The organism is Bradyrhizobium sp. USDA 3240, assembly GCF_054063295.1.
Window position 1 is genome coordinate 2,601,666 of the sequence record NZ_JBSSGD010000002.1, and the last position, 22,235, is coordinate 2,623,900.

Below are 22,235 nucleotides of genomic sequence, written 5' to 3' on the forward strand. Positions count from 1 at the left end.
CGCAATTGCGCATCGGGGATGACCACAGAGCGGTCACCGCCCCACGAGCTGATCGGCAAAGTACCCGATGGTCTTGCGATAGATCACCGCCCTGTTCCACTCGCGCATCGCCTCGAAATTCGCGCTGCCTTCGCCGTAGGGCGCGCCCATCTTGAAGCCGTTCGAGTGCAACAGGTTCGCGGTCGAGGCCAGCACGTCGGGCACCGAGTGGCGCAGATCGACATGGCCGTCGCCATCGAAATCGATGCCATACTTGATGTAGGAGGACGGCAGGAACTGGGTCTGCCCGATCTCGCCGGCATAGGCGCCGATCATGTCGTTGAGACGGAGATCGCCGCGTTGCAGGATCTTGAGCGCGGCGAGCAATTCGCCCTGGAACAGGTCGGTGCGGCGGCAATCATGCGCCAGCGTCGCGAGCACACGGAACACCGGCAGCTTGCCCATGTCGCCCTTGCCGAAATCGGTCTCCAGCCCCCAGATCGCGACCAGGATCTGGCGCGGCACTCCGTATTGCTGCTCGATCTTCGACAGCAGCGCGGCGTGCCGCTGCAACATCGCGCGGCCGCCATTGATGCGGCCGGGGCCGACGCGGGTCGCGACATACTGCTCGAAGGTCTTGTTGAAGGTGTAGCGCTGCCGCCGATCGAAGGCGAGTACCCCGCCATCCTGCTGCACCCCGCCGAGCGCCTGCGAGATCACGTCCTGCTGGATGCCGGCCGCCGCCGCCTCCTGCGAGAACGACTGGACGAAGGCCGGAAAACTGCCGCCGCAGCGCGCGGCATAGGAGGGGGTGGCAAGCAGCAAGGCGCCGAACACAACCGCCAAACGACACCTGAGCATGCAACAATCCCTCCTGCTTCGAATGGCCGATCATGCCCGCTAAAATCATGCCCGTCAAAACGACCTGCGCGACGCGACAGTCGGATCTCTCACCAGCCCTCAGTCACCAGATAGAAATGGCCGTCGAGTTGTTTGACCGCGACCGAGAACCCCGCGGGAGGGTTCAACAGCGAGCAGAGCGGCGTGCCGGGACACAGCCGGTTCACCCGGTCGCGCCACGCAAGCGAGCGTTGCGCAGGCGTGCGAGCAATTTCGTCGGACTCGTCAAAGACCAGCGTATGGACGAAATTGGCAACGCCGGCCCCGCCGGTCTGTCCCCAGTCGAAGGTCGCCAGTCGAGGTTCGCCAGTCTCCGGGAGCTTTTCGATCTGCGCGATATAGTCGCGCTTTCCGATCTCGAAGCGTATCAGCTCGCGGCTGACGCCGACCGCTCGGACGCCCGCGAAGAAGAGATAGGCGGCAACCGGCGCCACAAGGATCGAGGCCACGCGCCGCCATCGCCTCAGCCAGAGATTTCGGATCAGGGCGGCCGTGCAATAGAGCGTGACGGCAACGGCCGGCAGGAACAACGCCGGCACCGGCATCAGCCAAAGATTGAAGATGCGGTCCAGATCGCTACCGAACGCAAACAAAAGCCCGACCAGCATCACCCATACGAAATAGGTGAAGCTGAACCGATCGGCCGCGGCCTGTTTCTCATGGGAGGCGGCGCTCATCATTCATCCCGCGCAGTCTGCCGGGCTCCAGTCTCGCGCTCTCGCTTCTCTCAGCACCTTCGAGGCGCTATGCGCCCGTTACCGGCGATGAGGCGGAGCCCGCAGGCTGGCGGCGGATCACGGTCGCAGCGCGGCGAAGCTGTGCAGATTTCCCTCAATCCTTGAGCTGCCGCTCCAGATCGACAAAGTCGATCTCGGCCCAGCGCTCGGAGATCTTGCCGTCGTGAATCCGCCAGAACGTCATGCCGCGGAATTCGACGTGGCGGCCGGTCGGGGCAACGCCGCGCCACGGGCTGCGGTGCCGGCCGCGCCAGACGAAGCGGCCGGCGACGATGTCGCGCTCGGCCACCAGGCACTCCGCCACCGCCGACAGATCGGCGAAGGTCCCGTGCATGGCCGTTGCATGCGCGATCACCTCCTCGGCGCTCATCCGCTTGCCGGCGGCATGATCGAAGAAGTCGGACGCCAGCTGCGCGCGGATCGCATCGGGATCGAGCCGATTGGTCACGGCGTCGTAATGCGCGAGCACCAGCGCCTTGTTGGCGTCGAGGGTGGCGTTGGACATCGGCGGGGCGCCTTCGAAGGAAAAGTTGCAGAAAAGGAAGGATGCGCCTCATACGCGAATCGGGCGGGACGGTGCAAGTGACGATGGTCAGAAAAAACCTCCGCTTTCGACCCGCGCGCGTTTCCGTCCCAAAGCGAAAGGCGGTCGCCGGGAAAATGCAACGACGTGCGCGCGAGGCGTCGCTCCTCAAGCCCGCCCGATGCGGGCGGCACAACCAGCGGGCAGGCCGGTGGTAACATCATCCGATGGCTCGACGATGCCGGTGGCCTGCGAGCGGCGGCCCGCGGCACATGGCACGGCAGCAATTCGCGGTGCGACGCATGAACGCCACAGGCATCGGCGGCGACCAAGAAGCACGAATTCGGCTGACCGGCTCCGCGCCACGCGCGACCGGCCGCCGTGTCTTGTTCATGCAAAGGCGCGCCGCTAAAGCGTCGTGAGGCTGCTGCGACGAAGCCGTCATTTGCGGGGAACGCGATCGATGACGGACACGATGAGGATGCGCCATCGATGACGATCACCGGGGGTCTCGCACGCGCGCGCAGGATAGCCGCATCATTCAGTATCATCCTCGCGTTCGGCGCTGTTCAGATCGGACCGATCGATACCGCCGCGGCGCAGAACGCCCCGGCCAAGCGCACGCCGGCGCAAGGCGCCGGCGGCACACAGGCGATCACCGCGCAGATGAAGAACGCCATCGCGCTGACGCGCGGCGGCAAGATCGACGCGGGCTATGCACAGCTGCTTGCAGCACTGGATGCGGCCGACAAACTCGACGACGCGCAATTCGTCATGGAGCAGTATTTCGACGCCACCGCCGCGCTGCGCGCGGTCAAGCGCGACGATCTGGCCGAAAAACTGTTCGTCCGCGCGTTCAAGGGCAAAGCGGCGGCGCAATCGCCGCCCGGCAATGCCGACGTGCTCCTGATGTACGCGATCCTCATATCCGACCACGCCAGGATCGCGGAAGCAGTCCCGCTCTACATGAAGGCGATCGCGGCCTTCAACGCCTATTGGGGCGAGGGCTCCGAGGAATCGCTGATCGCCAACGACAAGCTCGCGGTCGCGCTGTCGGCCAACGGCTCGGCGGCGTCGGCGACGAATTTGGGCCGTCGCAATTTCGAGCTGTCGGAGAAAGCGCTGGGGCCCGACCATCGCACCACCTGGAAGCTCGCCAACAACTATGCCGACATGCTGCGCGAAATCGGCGCGCCGGCGAAGGCGCTCGAGCTCGATCTGTTCGCGATCGAGAAGCGCGCCAGGCATTATGGCGAGAACCATCTCAACACGCTGGTGACGGTCAACAACGCCGGACAGGATTTTCTCAATCTCGGCCGCTTCGACGATGCCCGCCGCTATTTCCGCCGGCATCGCGCGATCGCGACCGTGCTCGCGCCGAAGGATCCGAGCTTTGCGGGACAAGCCGATGCCTGGCTGTTCTACACCGACATGCTCGCCACCGGCGATGCCGCGATGCCGCAAGCCGACCTGGAGCGGCTGGAGGCGATCGTCGCCAATGAGGCGAATTTCGCGGACTTCCTGCGTATCAAGGCAGCTGGGCTCGCGGCCGGCAAGCGCGAGCAGCGCGGCGAGCGAGATGCGGGCATGCGGCTGCGCGAGACGGCGCTTGCGATTTCGACCCGCGCCTTCACCGCGCAGCATCCGCTCAGCTTCGAGATCAAGCTCGGCATCGCGACAGCCTTGATCGCAACCGATCCGAACCGCGCCGCGCGCGCGTTCACCGCGCTCGACCGCGAGATGTTCGACTGGATGAAGCGCGAGGTCGGCACATCAGGCGATCGCGCCGTCGCCGAGGCGATCCGCGCCCATGCCGACCATCTGCTGTTCGCGTTCGGCCGCTTCGCCACCGGCGCCGGATCGTCGGTGGCACAGCCGGCCTTTGCCGCCGCGGTGCTGCGCTGGAAGACGCTCGGCGGCGGCGATGCCACCGCGCTGCGCCGGCTCGAGACGCAGATGGCGGGCAAGGACGAGGAGACCGCGGCGCTGCTGCGCGCGGCGCTGCGGCTCAACGGCGAGAAGCAGGAGCTGTTCTCGTCGGGCAATATCGACGACTGGGCCCGATCCGTGTGGCAGCGGCAGGACGCGGCTGAGAAGGCGCTGAACAAGCGGCTCGATGCGATCGGCGCGAAGCTGCCGCAGGATCCGATCCGTCCGTCGCAGCTGCTCGCGCCTGACGAGGCTGTCATCAACTACTTCATCACGCGGCAATGGAAGGCGGATCGGCAGTCCAAGGAGCCGCTGTCCGCGACCGTGCTCTACGCCATCGTCGAGACCGCAACGAGCGAACCCCGCGTGGTCGATCTCGGCGATCCCGGCCGCATGGTCGACACCGGCGTGCGGACCGAGATCGCGCGGCTGCGCACGATGCAGGCCGCCGCGCCGGATCCCGACGCCAAGACAGTGGACAACAAGGCAGCCGACGCCAAGACAGCAGACAACAGGGCGGCCGACGACAGGGCGCTCGACAGCAAAGGCCGCTTCCAGAACCTCCGCGCCCGGCTGTTCGCGCCGCTGGAGCCTTTGCTGAAGGACAAGGCCACGCTCTATGTGGTGCCGGACGGCTTCCTGTTTGCCGTTCCGTTCGCGCTGCTGCCCGGCGCCGATGGCGGGCTGCTGGAGGACAAGTTCACGATCCGGATGCTGACCAACCCCGACGGGCTGATCGCGATCCATGCGCGCGAAAAGCTCGACCGGACGGGCGCGATGCTGCTCGCCGGCGGCATCGAATACGGCCAGCCGGGGCCGATGCCCCTGCCCGGCACGAAGACCGAGATCGAGGCGATCGCAAGACTCGCCCGCGCGCGCGGCGCGCCGGTCGAGGTGCTGACCGGACACGGCGTCAGCGAAAGCGCGCTGCGCGAGGCGATCGGCAAGGCCCGTATCGCGCATCTGGCGACCCACGGCTTCTATCACGACAGCACGGCGTCCGGCCTCGATACGCTCTGGCAGAGCGGCATCGTGCTGTCGGGCGCCGGCGACAGCCGATGGCCGCTGCGTGACGAGAAGGACGGCTATCTCTATGCCTTCGAGGTGATGGACTGGGACCTGTCCGGCCTTGATTTGCTGGTGCTCTCGGCCTGCGAGACCGGCCGCGGCGACGAGAGTTTCGTCAGCGGCCTGCGCGGCCTGCCGACCGCGCTCGGCATCGCCGGCGCGCGGCGCGCGCTGCTGACGCTGTGGCCGGTCGCCGACGAAGGCACCGCCAATTTCACCGTGCGCTTCTACGAGCACCTGGCGGAGGGCCTGACCTATTCGGATGCGCTGCGCCAGACCCGGCGCGATGCGCGCGACGGCAAGGTCGCGGGCGCCAAAGACGCGAGCGTGTGGGCGGCGTTCGTGCTGTTCGAGGGCTAAGGCACAGGCCTCATATGAACGGCGCAAGGGCCCTATGCCGCCGAATCGTGCAGGGCAGATCGGCACGAGCGGCAGGTAATTTGCTTTGACAGCGGCGGCCTGATCGGAGACAAGCCGCCCATGCCGAAAAAACCCGGGACCAATCCCAAAGGCGAATTCGCCTTCTTCAACGTCTTCTATGAAGACGGCTCGCAGCGCTCCAACCGCCGCGTGCCCTCGGAGCTGCTGGGCGGGCTGGACGGCGACGAGCCGGTGCGCGCCTTCCTGCGCGAGCAGGACCGCGAGATCGCCGAAAAGGGCGGCCGCCCGCCGCTCGAGATCAAGACCATCGAGCGGGTTGGGACGAAGAAGAAGTAGCGGCGCGGGTCTCCGTCAGGCCGACCAACTCTGCAGTGCTGAGTTCCTCTTTCGTCATTCCGGGGCGCGCGAAGCGCGAGCCCCGAATCCATTTCACCACGAAATCTGCGGCCCGATGGATTCCGGGCTCGGCGCTGCGCGCCGCCCCGGAATGACGAGGGTGTTGATGACCGGGCAAACAATAAACGGCGGGCCTTTGCCCGCCGTTTTTGTCTCGATGGATGCCCGGGTCAAGCCCGGGCATGACGACCCGAATTAGTTGTCCAGGAAGCTCCGCAGCTTGCGGCTCCTTGACGGGTGCTTCAGCTTGCGCAGCGCCTTGGCTTCGATCTGGCGGATGCGCTCTCTCGTCACCGAGAACTGCTGGCCGACTTCTTCCAGCGTGTGGTCGGTGTTCATGCCGATGCCGAAGCGCATGCGCAGCACGCGCTCCTCGCGCGGGGTGAGCGAGGCCAGCACGCGCGTGGTGGTTTCGCGCAGGTTGGACTGGATCGCGGCGTCGATCGGCAGGATCGCGTTCTTGTCCTCGATGAAATCGCCGAGATGCGAATCCTCCTCGTCACCGACCGGGGTTTCGAGCGACAGCGGCTCCTTGGCGATCTTGAGGACCTTGCGGACCTTCTCCAAGGGCATGCCGAGCTTCTCGGCGAGCTCTTCCGGGGTCGGCTCGCGGCCGATCTCGTTCAGCATCTGGCGCGAGGTGCGGACGATCTTGTTGATCGTCTCGATCATGTGCACGGGGATGCGGATGGTGCGGGCCTGGTCGGCGATCGAGCGGGTGATCGCCTGCCGGATCCACCAGGTGGCGTAGGTCGAGAACTTGTAGCCGCGGCGATATTCGAACTTATCGACCGCCTTCATCAGGCCGATATTGCCTTCCTGGATCAGGTCGAGGAATTGCAGGCCGCGGTTGGTGTACTTCTTGGCGATCGAGATCACGAGACGGAGGTTGGCTTCCACCATCTCCTTCTTGGCCTGACGGGCCTCGCGCTCGCCCTTCTGCACGCCGTGCACGATCTTGCGGAATTCGCCGATCTCGAGCCCGGTGAGCGCCGCCAGCGACTGGATCTCGTGGCGCAGGTCCTTGATGCGGTCCTTCTCGTGATGGACGAAGTTCTTCCACCCCTTGGCCGACAGCTTGGAGACGCGGTTGAGCCAGCGCGGATCAAGCTCGGAGCCCTGGTAGTTGCGCAGGAAGTCCTCGCGCGCGACGCCGTGGCTGTCGCCGAGGCGCAGCAGGCGGCCCTCGAACGAGACCAGCTTCTTGTTGATGTCGTAGAGCTGCTCGACCAGCGAATCGATGCGGGCCTGGTTGAGGCGCAGCGACTTCACCTCGACGATGATCTCGTCCTTCAGCTTCTTGTACTTGCGCTCCTGCGAGGGCGACAGCGACTCGCTCTGCAGTTGGTTGGCGATGTCCTGCTCCTGCAGGCGGCGCAGCTTCTTGTACTCGGATGCGATCTTGTCGAAGGTCTCGACCACCTTCGGCTTCAGCTCGGCCTCGATGGCGGCGAGCGACATCTGGTTCTCGAACTCGTCGTCGTCCATATCGGACTCGGCGGCGGCTTCGGCCGGATCCTTCTCCTCAACGCCGGCTTCGCCACCGGCGGGCGCGGCGCGGAACGGGGTCGGCGACGGCGGCGCTGCGGGCGGCGCGACATGGGCCGGCGCGCCGGCCTGCACATCGCCGCCATTGCCTTCAGCGGCGGCGCCCTCGGCGCCGTTGTTGCCGATCAGGTTCGGATTGATGCCGCCCTTCGACTCGGGGCCCGCATAGGTGGCTTCGAGATCGATGATGTCGCGAAGGAAGATCTTTCCTTCGTTGAGCTCGTCGCGCCAGATGATGATGGCCTGGAAGGTCAGCGGGCTTTCGCAGAGGCCCGCGATCATCGCCTCGCGGCCGGCCTCAATGCGCTTGGCGATTGCGATTTCGCCTTCGCGGGAGAGCAACTCAACTGTGCCCATTTCGCGCAGATACATGCGCACGGGATCGTCGGTGCGCTCGCCGGGCTCCGACTTCTTGACCTCGGTGACGGCCTTCTGCGTGACCTCGACGAGCTCGTTGTCGGTCTCGTCGTCGCCGTCGTCCTTCTCGTCCTCGCCTTCGCTATCGTCGGCCTCGGTGACGTTGATGCCCATGTCCGAGAGCATCGACATGATGTCTTCGATCTGTTCGGGCGAGGTCGTGTCGGAAGGCAGCACTTCGTTGAGCTGATCGAAGGTCACGAAGCCGCGCTTCTTGGCCTGCTTGATCATCTTCTTCACCGCGGCATCCGACAGGTCGAGCAACGGCGACGGCGCGTCAGCGGCATCCTTCTCAGGAGCATCCGCTGCCTTGTCGTCTTTTTCCTTGTCCTTAACCTGCAGCGTCTTTGCCTTGGTGGCCATTCACTAAGCTCCCGAAACGCGGTCATGCAGAATGGCGCCACGCACGCGCATTCGCACGAAATCTAGATTTACTCTCTCGACGCACAAAGGGCGGCGCAATATCTCGCCACCCCTCTGATCCGTCTCGACGGTTTCCATCTTGAAATAGCCGCGAGGCTATTAAGTTTCGCTTAACCCTGTTTTTGCAGCCAAACCATGGATTTGGCGAGTCTTTTTGCGGGTTCGGCCAGCGCCGTCCGCAGCATTTTTATTATCAGACGTTACGCTGGAACCGGCCCGATAATTCGCCGAACCCTTCAATCAGGGCTTCGGTCCCATCGGCTTCTGCCATCCGGGCCTGGATATCCTGCAACCATGCCAGATTGGCCTCGCTGGAGTCTTCAGCCAAGGCGGCTTCCGCATCTTTTCTTTCCCTAAGTAAGGCGTGGGTTTTCTGATGCAAGGCAACGAGTTGACGCCAGGTCGATAAAACATCCTCGCGTGCCGCGCCGATCTGCGCCCCCCACACCGCCTGGGTCGTGATCACTCGCTCAACCCTTTGAAGTATTTGCGATAATCCGCCCGCTTCGAGGTCGGCGCGCATCTTCTCGGCCTGCTCCTCGACATCAGGAGAATGGTGATGGTCGTGGGCAAAGGCGGCGATAATCGCGGCCCGCAGCTTGTGGGCCTCGGGGTGGGCGAGCTCCAGCGCCGCCACCTCCTCGAGATGGTCGTGCAGCAGCCAGGGGTGATTGATCAGGGATTGCAGGATCAGCGCCTCCCGGCTCGAGATCGCGCTGCGCTGGCCGCGCATGATCGGGCTGTTTGCCAGTTGCTGGCTCGCGGCCTGATAGGGGCCCCGTGAAAACCCGGGGGTGGCGCCGCCCTTGGCGCCGAACCGGCCGCCCTGACCCGGGCCGCGAGGGGCAAACTGGCGGGGTGATTCGCCGCCGCGTCCGCCACCGAAATTGCCCCGGTTGCCGTAGCCGCCGCGGCCGTAACCGCCGCGTCCCCCCTCCGGGGCAAAATTGCGTTGCAGCCGCTCCTGCAAATCCTGCCGGTAATAGCGCCGCACCACCTCGTCGCGGATGCCATTGGTGAGCTCGCCGATCCGCGCCTCCAGTGCTGCGCGGCGCTCGGGGGTGTCGAAATTGCCGCCCTCGATCTCGCGCGACCAGACCATTTCGGCGAGCGGCCTCGCGGCGCCGATCACATCCTCGATCGCGCCGCGCCCGCCGGAGCGCGCGAGGTCGTCGGGGTCCTGCCCTTCCGGCAGCAGCGCGATACGCAAGCTCTTGCCGGGCTTGAGCTGCGGCAAGGCAAGGTCGGCGGCGCGATAGGCGGCCTTCTGGCCGGCGCGGTCGCCGTCGAAACAGAGGATCGGCTCGTCCACCATCTTCCAGAGCATCGCCAGCTGATTCTCGGTCAGCGCGGTGCCGAGCGGCGCGACGGCGCCGGGAAAGCCCGAGGTGACCATGGCGATGACGTCGACATAGCCCTCGACGACGATCAGCTGCGCGCCGTCATGCGCGGCCTGGCGCGCGGTGAACAGATTGTAGAGATTGTCGCCCTTGTGAAACAGCGGGGTTTCCGGCGAGTTCAGATACTTGGCCGGAACGTCCTTCTCCAGCGCCCGGCCGCCGAACGCGATGACGCGGCCGCGGCCATCCGTGATCGGGAACATGACGCGGTCGCGGAAGCGATCGAACGGCACCGGCTTGTCCTCGCCGGACACCAGAAGCCCGGCCTCCACCATGTCCTCGGTGGAGATGCCCTGCGCGCCCAGATGCTCCTTCAGCGCAAAACGGTCCGGCGGCGCATAGCCCATCCGGAACTGGAGCTGGGTCGCCGGCGAGATGCTGCGGTCGGCAAGATAGCCGCGCGCCTTGGCGCCGCCCCGCGAGGCCAGCGTGTCGGCGAAGAACTTTGTCGCCAGTTCCATCACGTCGTGCAGGGTGCGGCGATGCTGCTCGTGGCGCGCCGCATCGGGCGTCACGGCCGGCAGCGCGACACCCGCCATCGCGGCGAGACGTTCCACCGCCTCAGGGAACGTCACGCCCTCGGTCTTCATCAGGAAGTCGAAGATGTTGCCATTCAGCCCGGACGAGAAGTCGAACCAGGCCTGCTTCTGGTCGTTGACGAAGAATGACGGGGTCTTCTCCTGCTGGAACGGCGACAGCCCCTTCCACTCCCGCCCGGCCTTCTTGAGCTTGACGCGCCGGCCCACGACTTCCGAGACCGGAAGCCGGGCGCGCAGCTCATCGAGGAATTCGGGCGTGAAACGCATCAGGGTGATTCTGGCCTCGGGCGACGAATCGCGGACAACCGGTTAGCCATATAGCGGCAGGCTAAGACATGCCGAACAATGTGGGGCTTTTCCGGGCTATTCACAGGCCAGCCCGTGCGGCTCCGTCGAGCGGGCTACCCCCGAATCCGCGGTGGAGAGCCCGCACGGCAAGCTTGCCCCCTCCCCGCTTCCGGGATTGGATAGCACCATGTTCACGACATTCAGAGGCGGACAGAGCGGCGGCTGGCAGGTCACGTCCATCACGCGGGTGAAGGGCGAGACGCTGCCGAAGGTCCCGGCGCTGTCGATCGTTGCGAGCGACTCGATCGCGCTGCCGCTGTTGCCGGCGCAGACCTCCTGGCGGCTCGCCGGCGTCGCCAGCTATTTGCGCTACACCGAGAAGGAAGAGCGCGAGAAGCTCGCCGCCGTGCAGACCGGGCTCGGCCGCATCGAGGCGACGCACGCGGCGCTGATCCCGATCAGGAAATCCGCGGCGTGGTGGGAGCTGACGCAGCCGGAGCGCCGCGAGATTTTCGAGGACAAGTCGCACCACATCGCCGGCACCTTGAAATTCCTGCCCGCCATCGCCCGCCAGCTGTTTCACGCCCGCGACCTCGGCATGCCCTTCGACTTCCTGACCTGGTTCGAATTCGCCCCCGAGCACGATGGCCTGTTCGACGAACTGGTCGGCATGCTGCGCGCGACCGAGGAATGGAGCTATGTCGAGCGCGAGGTCGACATTCGCGTCGAGCGGGAAATCTGAGATCTTGTGCCCCGGACGCTGCGCAGCACGCAGTGCACGCGGGACACGAGCGCTAGTGCTCCAGAAACTTCCCTGACGCGATCCGCGGCAGCTCGGTGACAGGCCAGTTGTAGAGATAGGTCCACGCCTCGTTCACGCTGCCATCGGCGCGCGTGACCTTGAGCATCTCACGGACATATTCGGTCGGCGGCGGAAAGCCCTCGCCGCAGGCCTCATACATGTCGAATTCGCGCAGCATGGCCTCGCGCTCGCGCAGGCGGAACAATTCGCCGTGCACGATGTCGGCGGGATCGTCCGATACGACCAGGCCCGGATAATGCTTCACCAGATAGAGCCGGCCGCGGCACAGCGCCGGCCCGAGGAATTCGGCATTGCCGGTGAGCAGCTTCGCCATCGGATGGTCGAAGCCGCGCATCAGCGTGCCGTAGACGAAGAGAAGGTCGGAGGTCATGTGTTTAACGAGTCATTCCGAGGCGATACGAAGTATCGAACCCGGAATCTCGAGATTCCGGGTCTGGTGCTGACGCACCATCCCGGAATGACAGAAAAACCCCGGGGGACGCTAGGCCACCACCTCATCGGTCACCACGACGAACTTCGTCAGCGTCATGCGGCCGAAGCTCGTGGTAAGCGCGACGTCGGCGGCGTCGCGGCCGGTCGCCATCAGGATGCGGCCGATCCGCGGCGTGTTGTGGCGGGCATCGAACGTGTACCACTGGCCTGACAGATAGACCTCGAACCAGCCGGAGAAATCCATCGGCGCGGGATCCGGCGGCACGCCGATGTCGCCGAGATAGCCGGTGCAGTAGCGCGCCGGAATGCCCATGCAGCGGCAGAAGGTGAGCGCCAGATGCGCGAAGTCGCGGCAGACGCCGGCGCGGCCTTCATAGACATCGTGCGCCGACTTCATGTGATGGGCGTGCTCGTAGCCGAACGTCACATGGTGGTGCACGAAATCGGTGATCGCCTGCACCCGCGCCCAGCCCTGCGGCGTGTTGCCGAACAGCGACCAGGCGATGTCGGTCAGCTTGTCGGTCTCGCAATAGCGGCTCGGCATCAGATAGAGCAGCATGTCATCGGGCAATTGCTCGATCGGAACCTGCTGCGCCGCCGGATTGACGATGTCAGCCAGCCCGGAATCCCGCACCAGCGCGCTGCCGCGGAAGGTGACGCCGCCGCCAGGGGCGACCAGGCGGCCGCAGACATTGCCGAAGCCGTCGCGATAGAGGCCGATCGGAACATCCGGCTCGGCCGCAATGCTCTCGGTTCCGACAATGTCGGCGTAGCGCGATGGATGGATCGACAGCATGATCACCATCGGGGTCGGCTGCGGAGCCGTGTACGTGATCTCGAAGCCGACCTTGATCTGCATCGTCAGGCCGTCTCCCGCTCCGCCGCATTCTCACCGACCGAGACGACCTTGATGTCGACGTCCAGGCCGAGGAAGGCATCCGCGGCGCCGAGATAGACGCCATGCAGCGGCACCGCCTGGCGCGGATCGCGCGCCACCGCGACGCGGATCAGATCGCGCGTGCCGACGATGCCGTTGGTCGGATCGAACTCGATCCAGCCGGCGCTCGGCAGATAGACCTGCACCCAAGCGTGGGTCGAACCGCCGCCGACATAGCCGTGCGCGCTGCCCGGGGGCATCGCGAGATAGCCGGAGACGAACCGCGCGGCGATGCCGAGCCGGCGCAGCGCCTCGATCATAAACAGCGCATAGTCGCGGCAGGTGCCGGATTTCGTCCGCAGCGTATCGAGCGGATGCTGGGTGCCCTGCTCGTAGCGCTTGCGATAGCTGAACGCCTCGCGAATGCCATGCGTCATGTCGCTCAAAATCTTGAACGTCAGCGTCGGCGCCTCGACATCGAGGAAACGCCGCGCCCAGGCCGACACTTCGCCGTTGGGGTCGCCATATTGCGGCGTGATGAACTGCTGCAGATCGGGGAATTCCTCGTCATCGTAAAGGAAAGGATAGAAGTAGGCGGCGTCATCCGGCGTCAGCGCGAACGTATCGGCCGGATTGTGCTCCACCGTCGCGGTCGAGACAAAGCACAGCGTGTCGGCGCGCTCGTCGAAGGTGGCGATCGCGACGCTGTTGCCGAACACGTCGTGGATCCAGCGCAGCGACATCGGTTGCGGGTCGATCACAAGTGCGCTGTCGAGCACGCGCAGATCGTGGCCGTCGCGGGGGCGCAGCATGATGCGGTGTTCGCCGAACGCCACCGGGCGCGCATAGCGATAAACGGTCTTGTGATGGATAGTCAGGAGCGGCATCTTCAAACAATCATCGTGATTTCGGACCGCTTAATCTATAGAGAAAGCTGCTCGATTCCAGACCAGCATGCCCCTTGAATAGGCAAAGTTGAGGAAAAGGCCCTTGAATTACGGCGGTGGCCCATCGTTCCTGCTCGCAAGCACCGACGTTTCACCGGTTCTTGAACATAATTCCGATGGCCGCTCGCCGTTCCTGTTCACCTGCGATCATTACGGCAGGCTGATTCCCTCCCCGCTCGGCGATCTCGGCCTGCCCGAAAGCGAGCTCGTCCGGCACATCGCCTGGGACATCGGCATCGCCGGCGTCGCAACTCAGCTCTCCGACCTGCTCGGCGCGCACCTGATCGCGCAGCGCTACTCGCGGCTCGTGATCGACTGCAATCGTCCGCCACATGTCGCAAGCTCGGTTCCGTTGATCAGCGAAGCCACCACCGTTCCCGGCAATGAAGGCCTGTCGCGCGAAGCCGCCGAGATGCGCCGCGCGCAGATCTTCGATCCCTATCATCAGCGCATCGACGAGATCATCGACGCGCGTGCGCATCGAGGCATGCCGACGGTGCTGGTGTCGCTGCACAGCTTCACGCCGGTCTATGCCGGCATCGCGCGTCCCTGGCACATCGGCACGCTCTATCACCGCGACACGATGCTGCCGCCGCTGCTGCTGAAGCATCTGCGCAGCGAGGCCGATCTCGTGGTCGGCGACAACGAGCCCTATGCAGTCAGCGACGAGACCGACTACACGATCCCCGTGCATGGCGAGAAGCGCGGCCTGATGAATTCCGGCATCGAGATCCGCCAGGACCTGATCTCCGACCAGGCCGGAGAGACCGCATGGGCCGAACGGCTGGCGCGCATTCTCGGCGAGATCGAGACGACGTTGCGTGCGGAAGCGCTGATCTAGGCGTCGAACGGGCAGCTAGGGTGTGTATTCATAAAGGCCCGCTTCTGAGGGTGAAGCGGATGTTACTCGGCTCGGCCGCCATCGACGGCCTTTGACCCGTTTCAGATACGCTGCCGCAACCGGAGCCCGCCGCAACCCCTTGTAGAGGCGTGTACCGCGATGTAACCTAAAACTCCGATGTAACCTGAAGCTCCAAAGCGGCAAACTGCCCCTGGTTTTTGGCGGCTGCGTATCACGTTGACAGCCAAACGTTCGGACGATCGATAATCAATAGAAGCTACTTTTCTGGGAGTGATCGCTATCGTTCACGCCGATCCTTGGTCATATGGCAACGTCGGACAACAAGGGAGGGAGTTCATGAACACATTCGCCCGCGCCCTGAGAGTGTTAGTGGCCGCCCTGACGGGCTCGATATGCACATTGACGCCGAACGTGTCGCTGGCGCAATGGCCTGACATCCGTGAGGCCAAGGCCATCGCCGAGGAAGGCTTCATCTACGGGCTACCCATCGTGATGAACTACGCGGTGATGTACGAGTATTCCGTCGACAAGAACTCGGGGCAATACAAGGCGCCGTTCAATCAGATCAAAAACGAGGCGCGTGTCTATACATACAAGGACACGGCGGTCGTCACTCCCAATAGCGATACGCCGTATTCCTTGTTGTTCATGGATTTGCGTGCCGAGCCGATCGTGTTGTCCGTCCCGGCCGTCGAGACGACGCGCTATTATTCAGTGATGCTGTGCGACGGCAACACGTTCAATTACGGATATATCGGCAGCCGCGCGACCGGCAGCGAGGCCGGTGACTACATGGTCGTTGGACCAGACTGGCAGGGTGCAACGCCCCCCGGTATCAAGAAGGTATTCCGGTCCACGACGCAGTTTTCTGCCGCTGCCTACCGTACGCAGCTTTTCAATGCTGCAGACATGCCGAATGTCGAGAAGGTCCAGGCCGGCTACAAGGTGCAGCGGCTGTCGGCCTATTTGAAGCAACCGGCTACGGTCGCCGCAGCCGCAGTGGACTTCCCCAAGATCGACAAGGAGATGGTGAAGAAGAATTTCTTTGAGTATCTCGACTTTGCTCTCCAATTCGCGCCGGCGGGACCGGAAGAAAAAGAAATCCGCGCCAAGCTCGCGCGCATTGGGGTCGGGGCCGGCAAGACCTTTGACTTCAAGGACCTTCCGCTGACCCACAAGATCGAAATCGGGCTAGGGATGAAGGACGGCGAAGAGAGGGTCGAGAAGTATCTCGCCAGCGGTGAGAAGGACGTCAACGGATGGAAAATCGGGTCGCTGTTCGGAGACAGACAATTCTACAGCGGCGACTGGCTGAAGCGCGCTGCCGCCGCCAAGGGCGGCATTTATGGCAACGACGCGGTCGAGGCCGTCTATCCAATGGCGAAGACGCTTGCTGACGGCGAGGTCCTCGACGGATCAAGGCACCAATACACCCTCACTTTCCCCGCCGGGCAGTTGCCGCCAGTGGACGCCTTCTGGTCGGTGACCATGTACGACGGCAAGACGCAATTGCTGATCGAGAATCCGATCAACCGGTACCTGATCAATTCGCCGATGCTGCCGGGCATGAAGAAGAATGCCGACGGTTCGTTGACGCTATACATCCAGAACAAATCGCCCGGCGCCGACAAGGAATCCAATTGGCTACCCGCCCCGAACGGGGACATCTATCTTGTCATGCGCCTGTACTGGCCGAAGACCGAAGCCCCGTCGGTTCTGCCTCCCGGTAACGGCACCTGGAAGCCGCCGGCAATCGCGGTGGCAGCCAACTAGCCCGTCCTATTCGTGAGAGTGCGTTTTTTTAGTCCGATTGATGTGGCCGCACATCTGCTCTGACGAGGCGCGCGGGATTGCCTTCGGCTTTTCACCGCCTGACGACCGGTACTTTGCAACGCGCTTGAGGTGTAGGTTGGGCGAACGGGGGGCGGACGCCCCGCCGGTCAAGGACCGAGCGGCAGCAGCGCGCTTGGCAAGCCGCGGATCAGGTCGGCTTCGGGACATGCCGCGGCAAACGCAAGGCGAATGCGGCTCGTGGTCTCGACGACACGGGCAGCGAGTTTCAAGAGACGAAGACGCAGCGTCGCGAACTCGGCTGTGGCCAATTCCCGGGCTTTGGGAATCGCGTCGCGCACGGTCAGCATCAGCCAATAAGCGGCGGTGTGGAGAACGAGGCGGACTTGATTGGCGAGCGCCGAACGGCAGCTGGTGCGATCGGAGGCGAGCTGTGTCTTATGCAGCTTGATCAGATTCTCGGCTTGGCCGCGCGCGCAATACAGGCTGTCGTAGATCCACTCGGCCGAGCCGACATCGAGGCTGGTGACGACGAAGCGGATGTCGAGGCCGAGCATCGTCGCCTCAATACGGGCGACGGTGCGCCGTTCGCGATCCCAGGACTTTGCCTTGTGGCGCGTCTCGGTATAGCCGCGCAGAACAGCTAGGTTCTCGATGGCGCGTCGGGTGCGGATATCGTCGGCGACCTCGTCGACTTTTCTGGCGAGCGGCCTGGTACCGGACAGACCGAAGATGTAGTCGATGCCGTTGTTCTCGCACCACGTCATCGCCTCCGGCCGAGCATAGTGCCCGTCGCCACGGAACGTAATTCGCGTCTTGTGCCATCGCGTGCGGATGTGCCGCACCAGGCGGCGCAGATGGGCACGCACCTCGACGCCGCCCGGCGTCTTGCCGGGCCGCAGCACGACCGCCACGGGCCGGCTCTTCTCCGTGTCGTAGACGTGGATCGGCAGGAAGCAGCGTTCGTCATAATGAGCGTTGAACAGCGAGAGCTGCTGATGGCCGTGGACGACATCGCAGGTATCATCGATGTCGAGCGTGACGGATGCAGGCTCGCGCGGGTAGCTATCCATCCATGCGTCGACCAAAGTGTAGGTCAGTCGGATCACGTCGCGCAGGCGGGGAGCATTCTCCAGCCGCGACAGCGTCGGTTGGGAACACAGATCGCGACCGCTGTCTGGTAGCCGTCCACAGGCCAGCTTGAATGCGGGATCGGACCGCAGATGATCGAGGTCATCGGCGTCCTCGTAGCCGCAGCAGATCGCGAACATGCGAGCGCGAAACATATCGACAAGGCTGTGCACGACCCGCGTCGGATCGCGCCGATCCGGGAACACCCGGGCCAAATTGTTGGCCAAACCGAGACGTCGCTCGGCCATCGCAAGAAGCATCACGCCCCCGTTCGAGGTCAGCCGACCGCCATCGAAGGCAGCTGTGACTTTCTTGGCGTGAACGGCTGGAAACGAGAAGGGTAGACTCGTATCATCGGTCATGGCGGGCGTGGCGTTCGCGGTGGAAGGTGATGGGGTTGGCTTCGCAACCGAATCCTACGCTTCATCAGCGCTTTACACCACGCTCGCCAGCCTCTCAGGCGCCCTCTGACGAATAAGACGGGCTAGGCGCATCCAGCGCCGAACAGCGAGATGAAGGGGTCAGACATGAAAGCCATTACTCGAAGAGGCTTTATGGGCGCGGTTGCCGTGCTCCCGGTGGTCCACTTCACGGCGGCCAACGCACAAGTTAGCGTCAATCCCGCGGAGGCGCGTGCCATTGCCAAGGAAGCCTACGTTTACGGCTTCCCGATCGTTGACAACTACCGAATCCAGCATGCCTATTGGGTCGATAAGACGACCCCAGAATACAAGGGGCCCTGGAATCAGATCTGGAACAGCGCTCGTGTCTTCACGCCCGCTGACACGGCGATCCAGACACCCAACTCGGACACACCTTACTCCTTTGTTGGCGCGGACCTGCGTTCCGAACCTCTCGTACTTACCGTGCCGGCGATGGGAAAGGAGCGCTATTTCAGCGTCCAGCTCATCGATTACTACACCTTCAACTTCGACTACATCGGGACCCGAACGAGCGGCAACGGAGGCGGCAGCTTCCTGCTCGCAGGACCGGGATGGAAGGGTGACGCGCCCAAGGGCGTCGAGAAGGTCTTTCACTGCGAGACCGAACTGGCGTTCCCAACGTATCGCACACAGCTCTTCGATCCAGCCGATATCGAGAACGTGAAGAAGGTCCAGGCCGGCTACAAGGTACAGACGCTCTCCGCGTTTCTCGGGCAACCGGCACCCAAGGCGGCGCCGGCAATTGATTTCATCAAGCCGCTCACGCCCGCAGAAGAGAAGACCTCGCCACAGTTCTTCAATATCCTGAACTTCGTCCTGCAGTTCTGCCCGACGGTCCCGTCCGAGGAGGAACTGATGGCGCGCTTCGCCAAGATCGGCGTCGGCGCGGGCAAGACCTTTGACGCGAGCAAGCTCTCGCCCGAGATCAAGACGGCCATCGAGCAGGGCATGGCCGACGCCTGGGCTGCCCTCGCTGGCCTGAAGAAAGATGTTGAGGAAGGGAAGGTGTCCTCCGGCGATGTCTTCGGTACGCGGCAGTATCTGAGAGGGAATTATCTCTACCGCATGGGGGCGGCCGCACTCGGCATCTACGGCAATTCGAAGCAGGAGGCGATGTATCCGACCTATTACGTGGATGCAGCGAAGCAGAAGCTGAACGGTGCCAATCGTTACACCTTGCGCTTTGCGCCGGGCCAGTTGCCACCCGTCAACGCGTTCTGGTCGCTGACGATGTATGATGAACCTCAGAGCCTGCTCGTCGCCAATCCGCTCAATCGCTATCTGATTAATTCACCGATGCTGCCGCGGCTCAAACGCGACGCCGATGGCGGGTTGACGCTGATTGTCCAAAACGAATCCCCCGGCAAGGACAAGGAAGCCAACTGGCTGCCCGCGCCAAAGGGGCCCTTCTCCATGATAATGCGTCTCTACTGGCCGAAAGAAGCAGCAACGGAAGGCAAGTGGACGCAACCGCCGCTGCAGCAGACCGGGTGAGATTCTGCCGGAAATTTAGTAGCGCGGCGTTTTAGGTAACTGGCGACTTCGAGACATGGCAAAACCGTTAAAAGCTATTGCGGATGAATAAAGCCTGTACTTCAATGACGAACTGCGGCGTCACTCCAAACTCCTGTGTTTTTCGACCTAAAGGGTGCTGGGCCATGAAATGTACCAAGCGGTCGGTTGCCTTCGTCTGCGTACTCTTCGCAGGGTTTCTGTCATCGAGTACGGGAACACTCAACGCGCGCGACGCCGATCTCGCCTCACTCACCTTCGCTGCGGCGCAGACCGCTAAACGGCAATGCACAAATACCTGTCGTGCGCGATATCGCGACTGCCTGTCCTTGAAGCAAATACCATCCTCCGAGTGTCGGGGCATTTACCAGGATTGCACCCGCTACAATTGTAATGCTGGTCACGCTGGTCGACCGTCTCGGCCAGGGTTTTCGTCGTAATTGATCGCGAAGGCCGCCCGCGCTTCTCGCCCTAGTCGCTCGGACGGCGGGGACGAAGCCGCCGCTTCTTCGGCGAGCGTCGGATCGATGCCGCCTCGCGCTTCTTGACCGGCGCCGGCGCGACTCTGGATTTGCGAACGACCTCGATCGCCGTCGCCGAGCCGACGCAGCCGTGGCAGATGATCTGCGGTGCTCGCACCGGCGCGATGCCGCACGCCAGGCATTTGCGTGGCGGCGATTGCCTGCTCGATTTCCCGCTCGATTTCCTGGTCGACTTGCCGCGCATCTCCGCGGTTGAGACACCGCAGGGATGCGCATATTCCGATCAATTCGGCCGGCGCCGCCAGATGAACAGCAGATAGAGCAGCACGGGCAGGCCGAGCGCCACCCAGGAGACGGCATCCCACCAGCCGTCGCCGAACAGCGCGCTGATCAATCCCACCGTGCTCACGATTGCGATGACGAGCGGAGCGGCGAAGATCTGGTTCAATGAACGATGTACGACCATGCTGATGTCACGACGTGAGCGCGGGGTTATCGATGGAGGCGGCGTTGGCGATCGCGCGTTCCACGCTCACACCCGCCTTGCGCCGACGCATCCACAGATACACGCCGGTGACGAGGATGAAGATGGTGAGGATGTCGAGCAGCGCCCAGACGATCTTGAGCGGCATGCCGCCGTAGTCGCCGAAATGCAGTGGCTGCGAGACGTACAGCGTCGAGACATACCAGGGCATATCGCGGCTGTCGGTCAGCGTGCCCGTTTCCGCATCGATCAGCGCGGGCTTCAAGAGCCGCGAGGTCAGCGGCGTATCGCCGTGCAGGAACACCGCATAATGGCTCTTGCTGCTGAACAGGGTTCCCGGGAACGCGACGAAGCTCGGCGTCATGCCGGGCACGGCGTGCCGGGCCACCTCAACCGCGCCGTTCAGCGAGGTCAGCTTCGTCGGCACCGGCCGGTCCTTGTACTGCGCGGTCATCTCGGCGAGCTGGCCGAATTGCCACATCTTGAGCACGAGATCGGCCCAGGTGTTGATGACGCCGGTGAAGCCGACGACCAGCGTCCAGGCCACCAGCAGGATGCCGGCGAGATTGTGGACGTCGAGCCAGCGCACGACGCGCCTCCGCTGCGCGCGATAGGCGCCGAAGCGCAGCTTTCGCGTCGACGGCGCATAGACGACGATGCCGGAAATGATCGCGACGCAGAACAGGATCCCCATCAATCCAAGGAACAGCTTGCCGGGCAGGCCCGCGAACATGTCGGTGTGCAGCTTCAGCATGATGTAGGTGAAGCGGCCGGTCACATCAGGGGAATCGAGATAGGCGCCGGTATGCGTATCCATCCGGACCAGGAGGTTGTTGGTCGGATCGGCGTCGATCGTCGGGCCAACGCTGACCCAGATCGCGCCGGGTTCGTCGCGATCCCAGATCAGGAAATGGGGCACCTTGCCCGGCGCCCGTGCGAGCGCGTTGGCGAGCAGACGATCGAGATTGGCGGGCGGCGTGCCGGCGGGCGCCTCGGCCGGCTTGACCTGGCTGTGCAGGAGATCGTCGATCTCGTCGTGGAAGATCAGCGGCAGGCCGGTGATGCACAGCAGCAGCATGAACAAGGTGCAGATCAGGCTGGTCCATTTGTGGACGGCGCCCCACCGCCGCAGGGATTTGGTCGTCGCAGTCAACTTCGCTACCTAGTTTCAGGAGTCTCCATTGCTGTCGTCACTAACACGATGAAGGATGCACGCCGTCGCGCGGCGATTAGAACCCATCCAGTGTTGGACTTATCGTTGATCGTGTTGCGCTCTCGCAACGAGCGCGTCCGGGACCTGCGACGATGCGTCTCGGCTGTCAGCGCGATTTCCTGGGATCGTTCTAAATTGGATCGCGGCGTTCAACCGGCCGACGCCGCGCGGACGGGATGCTTCGCACGCCATCTGGGGCCCGGCCCGCGCATGTAGTGCAGCTCGGGCCGGTAGGGATCGCGCATTCGCGCGATCAAGTTCTGCCAGCCGGTCGTGATCGCGTTCAGGCCACGGCGCAGAGGTAACAGTGACTTCAGCGACAACATGGCACCCTCTCAGTGCGGTTTTCCGAGAACGAATGCGAAGGGCAGGATGACGATCTCCTCACCGTCCTCGTCGCTGACATGCACGGCCCAGTCGCGCCAGTCTTCCAGACTGACCGTTGCGGCCAGCGAGCGCATCATACGGGTCGCCGCCTCGCAGGCCTCGGAGAGGCTCGTGACGGAGGTACCGCGGCGATCCATCAACACGCCGCGCGTATTCGAGCAATGGAAATAGACCTGCGTCATGTCCGCGTCCTCGCAAGCTCCGGGCGATCTGGCTCGCCTTTGTACGACGAAGCTCTACGTAACTTGGACGCGACCATCCGTGATGCGGTTCACACGGGCGCAGGCAGCGCGGCGGCCTCGCGGAATGGTGATCAGGGCTCC

20 protein-coding genes are annotated in these 22,235 nt (G+C 63.8%); 6 read left to right on the forward strand and 14 right to left on the reverse strand.

The window, feature by feature from the left end; translation table 11 throughout:
* Window positions 1-33: 33 nt before the first annotated feature.
* The 3 genes from ACVIGA_RS13005 to ACVIGA_RS13015 form a co-directional block, all read right to left on the reverse strand.
* Window positions 34-840: a lytic murein transglycosylase gene (locus tag ACVIGA_RS13005; RefSeq protein ID WP_456666696.1), complete on the reverse strand. Its 807-nt coding sequence runs from the start codon at window positions 838-840 to the stop codon at window positions 34-36.
* Window positions 841-929: 89 nt separating this feature from the next.
* Complete coding sequence (locus tag ACVIGA_RS13010; RefSeq protein WP_456666697.1) at window positions 930-1,556, reverse strand: hypothetical protein; 627 nt, start codon at window positions 1,554-1,556, stop codon at window positions 930-932.
* Window positions 1,557-1,710: 154 nt separating this feature from the next.
* On the reverse strand, window positions 1,711-2,121 hold the full coding sequence (locus ACVIGA_RS13015) for an ester cyclase (RefSeq protein ID WP_456666698.1): 411 nt from the start codon (window positions 2,119-2,121) through the stop codon (window positions 1,711-1,713).
* Between the two features lie 510 nt (window positions 2,122-2,631).
* Here ACVIGA_RS13015 and ACVIGA_RS13020 point away from each other — a divergent pair.
* Window positions 2,632-5,496 (forward strand): CHAT domain-containing protein, encoded by a 2,865-nt coding sequence (locus ACVIGA_RS13020; protein WP_456666699.1) that lies wholly within the window; start codon window positions 2,632-2,634, stop codon window positions 5,494-5,496.
* A gap of 120 nt (window positions 5,497-5,616) precedes the next feature.
* Window positions 5,617-5,853, forward strand: coding sequence for a hypothetical protein (locus tag ACVIGA_RS13025; RefSeq protein WP_223977171.1), 237 nt, complete (start codon window positions 5,617-5,619; stop codon window positions 5,851-5,853).
* 255 nt (window positions 5,854-6,108) lie between these two features.
* On the opposite strand, the gene rpoD is transcribed toward ACVIGA_RS13025, so the two are convergent.
* Together rpoD and dnaG are read right to left on the reverse strand one after the other, a co-directional pair.
* Window positions 6,109-8,241, reverse strand: a complete 2,133-nt coding sequence (rpoD, locus tag ACVIGA_RS13030) for an RNA polymerase sigma factor RpoD (protein ID WP_223977169.1) — start codon at window positions 8,239-8,241, stop codon at window positions 6,109-6,111.
* A gap of 253 nt (window positions 8,242-8,494) precedes the next feature.
* Window positions 8,495-10,507, reverse strand: a complete 2,013-nt coding sequence (gene dnaG / locus ACVIGA_RS13035; protein WP_456666700.1) for a DNA primase — start codon at window positions 10,505-10,507, stop codon at window positions 8,495-8,497.
* Window positions 10,508-10,715: 208 nt separating this feature from the next.
* Between dnaG and ACVIGA_RS13040 the strand changes: the two genes are divergently transcribed.
* Window positions 10,716-11,270 carry a chlorite dismutase family protein gene (locus ACVIGA_RS13040; protein WP_456666701.1) on the forward strand — a complete coding sequence of 185 codons (555 nt, stop codon included), beginning with the start codon at window positions 10,716-10,718 and terminating at the stop codon, window positions 11,268-11,270.
* A 52-nt stretch (window positions 11,271-11,322) separates the two neighbouring features.
* Here ACVIGA_RS13040 and ACVIGA_RS13045 read toward each other — a convergent pair whose 3' ends face one another.
* The 3 genes from ACVIGA_RS13045 to ACVIGA_RS13055 all read right to left on the reverse strand — a co-directional run bounded on the left by ACVIGA_RS13045 (window position 11,323) and on the right by ACVIGA_RS13055 (window position 13,547).
* Window positions 11,323-11,721 (reverse strand): gamma-glutamylcyclotransferase family protein, encoded by a 399-nt coding sequence (locus ACVIGA_RS13045; protein WP_456666702.1) that lies wholly within the window; start codon window positions 11,719-11,721, stop codon window positions 11,323-11,325.
* A gap of 111 nt (window positions 11,722-11,832) precedes the next feature.
* The gene (locus ACVIGA_RS13050) at window positions 11,833-12,642 is read right to left on the reverse strand and encodes a transglutaminase-like domain-containing protein (RefSeq protein WP_456666703.1); all 810 of its coding nucleotides are present in this window, start codon (window positions 12,640-12,642) and stop codon (window positions 11,833-11,835) included.
* A 2-nt stretch (window positions 12,643-12,644) separates the two neighbouring features.
* The gene (locus tag ACVIGA_RS13055; RefSeq protein WP_456666704.1) at window positions 12,645-13,547 is read right to left on the reverse strand and encodes a transglutaminase family protein; all 903 of its coding nucleotides are present in this window, start codon (window positions 13,545-13,547) and stop codon (window positions 12,645-12,647) included.
* Between the two features lie 103 nt (window positions 13,548-13,650).
* On the opposite strand from ACVIGA_RS13055, the gene ACVIGA_RS13060 reads away from it, so the two are divergent.
* Together ACVIGA_RS13060 and ACVIGA_RS13065 are read left to right on the forward strand one after the other, a co-directional pair.
* Window positions 13,651-14,448 (forward strand): N-formylglutamate amidohydrolase, encoded by a 798-nt coding sequence (locus tag ACVIGA_RS13060; RefSeq protein WP_456666705.1) that lies wholly within the window; start codon window positions 13,651-13,653, stop codon window positions 14,446-14,448.
* Between the two features lie 357 nt (window positions 14,449-14,805).
* Entirely contained in the window at window positions 14,806-16,242 is a 1,437-nt protein-coding gene (locus ACVIGA_RS13065) for a DUF1254 domain-containing protein (RefSeq protein WP_456666706.1), read from the forward strand.
* A 167-nt stretch (window positions 16,243-16,409) separates the two neighbouring features.
* Here the strand turns inward: ACVIGA_RS13065 and ACVIGA_RS13070 are convergent, their stop codons facing one another.
* On the reverse strand, window positions 16,410-17,753 hold the full coding sequence (locus tag ACVIGA_RS13070; protein ID WP_456666119.1) for an IS1380 family transposase: 1,344 nt from the start codon (window positions 17,751-17,753) through the stop codon (window positions 16,410-16,412).
* Window positions 17,754-17,903: 150 nt separating this feature from the next.
* Here ACVIGA_RS13070 and ACVIGA_RS13075 point away from each other — a divergent pair, with 150 nt between their 5' ends.
* Window positions 17,904-19,328: a DUF1254 domain-containing protein gene (locus ACVIGA_RS13075; protein WP_456666707.1), complete on the forward strand. Its 1,425-nt coding sequence runs from the start codon at window positions 17,904-17,906 to the stop codon at window positions 19,326-19,328.
* Between the two features lie 489 nt (window positions 19,329-19,817).
* Here ACVIGA_RS13075 and ACVIGA_RS13080 read toward each other — a convergent pair whose 3' ends face one another.
* From ACVIGA_RS13080 to ACVIGA_RS13100, 5 genes are all read right to left on the reverse strand, one after another.
* Window positions 19,818-20,072 (reverse strand): hypothetical protein, encoded by a 255-nt coding sequence (locus ACVIGA_RS13080; RefSeq protein ID WP_456666708.1) that lies wholly within the window; start codon window positions 20,070-20,072, stop codon window positions 19,818-19,820.
* A 39-nt stretch (window positions 20,073-20,111) separates the two neighbouring features.
* On the reverse strand, window positions 20,112-20,294 hold the full coding sequence (locus ACVIGA_RS13085) for a hypothetical protein (protein WP_456666709.1): 183 nt from the start codon (window positions 20,292-20,294) through the stop codon (window positions 20,112-20,114).
* 7 nt (window positions 20,295-20,301) lie between these two features.
* Complete coding sequence (locus ACVIGA_RS13090; protein WP_456666710.1) at window positions 20,302-21,465, reverse strand: PepSY-associated TM helix domain-containing protein; 1,164 nt, start codon at window positions 21,463-21,465, stop codon at window positions 20,302-20,304.
* A 209-nt stretch (window positions 21,466-21,674) separates the two neighbouring features.
* Window positions 21,675-21,851, reverse strand: a complete 177-nt coding sequence (locus ACVIGA_RS13095) for a hypothetical protein (RefSeq protein WP_456666711.1) — start codon at window positions 21,849-21,851, stop codon at window positions 21,675-21,677.
* Window positions 21,852-21,860: 9 nt separating this feature from the next.
* Window positions 21,861-22,094 (reverse strand): DUF6894 family protein, encoded by a 234-nt coding sequence (locus ACVIGA_RS13100; RefSeq protein WP_456666712.1) that lies wholly within the window; start codon window positions 22,092-22,094, stop codon window positions 21,861-21,863.
* Between the last annotated feature and the right edge of the window lie 141 nt (window positions 22,095-22,235).